The organism is Ferruginibacter sp., from assembly GCF_014377975.1.
GTDB lineage: Bacteria > Bacteroidota > Bacteroidia > Chitinophagales > Chitinophagaceae > Ferruginibacter.
The window spans coordinates 1-4,086 of the sequence record NZ_JACMOO010000321.1 but is presented as its reverse complement, the minus strand read 5'-3'; the positions used below and the strand labels follow the sequence as shown (position 1 = coordinate 4,086).

The 4,086-nt window shown below is 36.9% G+C and carries 3 protein-coding genes; 2 read left to right on the top strand and 1 reads right to left on the bottom strand.

Annotated elements, in window-relative coordinates; translation table 11 throughout:
• Positions 1-319: ferritin-like domain-containing protein (locus H7254_RS16025; protein ID WP_301933926.1), on the bottom strand; the 319-nt coding region annotated here is incomplete at its 3' end.
• A gap of 976 nt (positions 320-1,295) precedes the next feature.
• Between H7254_RS16025 and H7254_RS16020 the strand changes: the two genes are divergently transcribed.
• Entirely contained in the window at positions 1,296-1,748 is a 453-nt protein-coding gene (locus H7254_RS16020; protein ID WP_301933925.1) for a response regulator, read from the top strand.
• Positions 1,748-4,086, top strand: a 2,339-nt coding sequence (locus H7254_RS16015; RefSeq protein ID WP_301933924.1) for a response regulator, incomplete at its 3' end; no start/stop codon positions are given. The genes H7254_RS16020 and H7254_RS16015, both read left to right, overlap by 1 nt.

Genomic DNA, 4,086 nt, shown 5'->3' with positions numbered 1-4,086 from the left:
ATTTTTTTGCACGGGCCGGTTTTCCTAAAAGCTGGAACACTTCTTCCAGACGGCTTACCTGTTGTTTGGTAACATCTAAATGTTCTGTGAGTGCTGTTACCAATTCTTGGGAAGTTGCATTTTTTGCCATTTTAGGCAATGCTTTTACGAGGGCTTTTTCTGCCCAGTAAATATCTTTAAGTGAATCTTCAAAAAGGTCTCTTAACCCCTGAGCAGCGGATGACGTTGCCTTTACCTTTTGTGCAGATTTAATGGAACCATTTTTTGAAGAAGCATTTTTGGGCATTGTGCCATTGCTATTAGATTGTTTCTTTTCCATTTAAAATTTGTTTAAAGAATTATGTAATTATTTTTTTAGATACGAACCATACATAAAACTTTATGCCAGTTTTAAATCATAAAATATGCAATTAAAAGATACTTATTTCAATAAAACGATTCAGTTTTATAGACATAAATTACCCTTATCAGCAGATATTGTGTAAATATTTTCACAGGTGTAACCTTAGCGATTTGTGAAAAATAAACAGTGTTTTACGGTTACTACCATCAGGCATTTTTTGCAATGGCAGAAATACAAATGTTTGAAATAAACTCCCCGGAATGGGGAGGTTTTAATTTAATAAGAGATAGTGAAATAGTGTATTATCAAATTTATTTTATAACTGACTTTGATAACATATTTACTTTAAAATAAAAGCTTTGCATAACCTGGACCGGCAGGAATAACAATGGAAAATTTAAATGACAGATAAGATTATTTCTTATAATTAAATGATCTAATCAGGTTTTAGTTTTAGCAGGTTATGTCTGCTAAAATGCTGTTGATTTGTAGGTTTATATTATCCGTTATTCATCAACCATACCTATACAATAAAATTGAAAAGAGGATAAAGTTCCGAAACGGGTTTAGTAAGAAATTGTTTTGAGTGGAGGGTAAGAAATGTAATTGGTTGATAGACGATAGGATGGATGATGGGTTGTGAATTAAGATTTAAAAATTACGGATCACGAACTGCCTCGTCCTATAATAACTATACAAGTTATTGATAATCCAGAGGTGGAAGAGTAGGGCAAATTGTATGCGAAAACTTATTTTAGTACTTGAGTTTTATCTGAGCGAACGTTGCGTGAGAAAGGCACCGAGGCGGAGGACTTCCAATCCTTATTCGGCAAAGCTAAAGATTCAATTTAGAACGTTCTCAACATCAGCATTTCGTTGTTGTACTTATGCACAATTTTGCTTCCCAATATTTAATTTATATTGATTATATTACAATTTAAAAATAATTAGTGTGCTTCCTCCTCTACATATTCTCCTTGCAGACGATGATATGGACGATTGTCTATTCTTTAAAGACGCTGTCAATGAACTGAAATTAGCTGTGCAACTTTCAACAGCGCATGATGGTCAACAGTTAATGCTTCAGTTACAAACAATCCCAGTTCTTCCCGATGTGATTTTTCTTGACTTAAACCTGCCCCGTAAAAGCGGTTCTGAATGTTTGACTGAAATTAAAAATACCCCGGCTCTCAAACAGATTCCTATAGTGATTTTCTCTACTTCTTACGACCCTGAAAAAGCAAATCTTCTTTATGATACTGGTGCACATTATTACATCCGCAAGCCTTCTGATTTTGAAGAAATGAAAGTTGTAATAAACCGGGCGATAACGCTTTTGAGTAAAAATAATATGCAGGCAACTAGAGAAAACTTTTACATCAATAAGCTTAAAACCGCATTCTGATGCAGGAAAAAATAACAACCGCCAAGCTCGATTTTCTTTCCGGTGGCGGTAAAATGGGAGAACTTATTCGTTATAAAGACTGGTCTAAAACGCCTTTGGGTTCACCGGATACATGGCCACAAAGTTTGCGAACTACGGTAAGCTTATGCATTGCCTCCAATTTTCCCATTGCAATTGTTTGGGGACCAAATAGGGTGCAGATTTACAACGATGGTTATTTGCCAATAACAGGCGATATGCATCCTGTATCTATGGGTCAGGATTTTAAAGAATGTTGGCATTCTGCTTGGCCTGTAATTGGACCTGCGTTTGAAGAAGCATCTTTGGGGCAGGCTCGCTTTCTTGAAAATCAGCTCATTTTTCTTGATCGCTATGGATACAAGGAAGAAACTTTTTTCACCTTTTCCTTCAGCCCTATTCTTGATGAATCCGGCGGTGTAGGCGGGCTGTTTCACCCGGTTATAGAACTTACACAGCAAACCCTTGCAGAAAGAAGACTAAATGTATTACGTGCCGTAGCCGACAGTACCATTAGCGCCAGAACTTTAGATGAAGCAACTTCTCTTATATTGGAATGTTTAAAAGATTTTGAGCTGGATATTCCGTTTGTTTTATTGTATTCAATTGCAGCTGATGGTACAGAAGCTACCCTGCAAGGCAATGTTGGGGTAGAAAAGAATTCACCTCTTGCTCCGGAAAAAATTAACCTGCAAGAAAAGCAATCGGGTAGTTGGCCGATTGAAGAAGCCATTCAAAATGGAACAGCGATTCAGGTAAATGAATTGAAAAAGATTTTCGGACACTTTAGTTGCGGTTCTTATGCTGAGCCGCCTGAGCAAGCATTGGTTTTTCCGGTAACCCTTCATGGAACTGACCGTAATGATTATTTTTTTGTAGCAGGTGTAAGTTCAAGGCGAAGCCTCGATGAAAAGTACCGGTTGTTTTATGAGCTTTTAGCGGCGTCTGTAACCAATACTTTAACTAAAGCTAAAGCGTATGTAGATGAGCGAAAAAAAGCGGAAGCCCTTGCCGAAATTGATAAAGCAAAAACCGTTTTTTTCTCCAACATAAGCCACGAGTTTCGTACACCGCTTACGCTCATGCTTAGCCCGTTGGAAGAATTATTAAATCAGAAAAACAATCATTTTAGCAAAAGCGAAAAGCAACATATTGAAACTGCACAGCGCAATGCAATGCGGTTGCTCAAGCTGGTAAATACGCTCCTCGATTTTAGCCGTATAGAAAGTGGAAGACAAGAGGCACTGTTTAACCTTGTTGATATAGTTGCGCTCACAAAAAATCTTGCAGCTAACTTTCGTTCAGTAATAGAAAAAGCAGGATTGAAACTGATTATAAAAGCCGATACCATCATTCAACCTGTGTATGTGGACAGGCAGATGTGGGAAAAAATTGTATTCAATCTTTTAAGCAACGCCTTTAAATATACGCTTACAGGAAGCATCACTGTTGAATTATCAGAAGAAGAAGGCTTTGCTGTTTTAAAAGTAAAAGATACAGGCATAGGAATTCCTGAAAACGAATTGCCAAAAATGTTTGAGCGTTTTCACCGTGTACAAAATGTTACAGGCAGAACTTATGAAGGCACAGGAATTGGATTATCGCTTATAAAGGAGCTTGTGCAAATGCATCAAGGAACTATAAATGTGGAGAGCAAATTGAATGAGGGAAGCATATTCACCGTAAAAATTCTTACCGGTAAAAAACATATTAACGAACAGCAGATTTCAAAAATAAGAATTGATTCATATGAAATTTCTTCTGCTGTTTATGTAGATGAAATTGATACATTACTTAAAACAGGAAAACAGAAATCATCTAATACACTTGACATAAAAGACAAAAATATTCTTCCAACCATTCTTGTTGTTGATGACAACGTAGACATGCGTGAACATATCAGTTCCATTTTGTCAAATACTTTTAATGTTATCACTGCCAATAACGGGATGGATGCATTACACAAGATAAAAGAAAATGTTCCGACATTGGTGCTATCTGATATTATGATGCCGGTGATGGACGGCATTAGTTTATTAAAAGAAATTAAAAGCAATAAATCCACTGCAAATATTCCTGTGATTTTCCTCACAGCCCGTGCCGGAGAAGAATCAAAAATTGAAGGGTTGGAAACGGGCGCTGACGATTACCTGATAAAGCCATTTTCTAGTAAAGAATTACTGGCACGGATAAATACGCAAATAAATATTAGTAAGCTGCGGCAATCGCTGGAAGACAACGTGCGTAATTTATTTATGGATGCCCCTGCAATTATCTGTGTGGTTCGGGGTGCAACGCATATTTATGAATTTGCTAACGT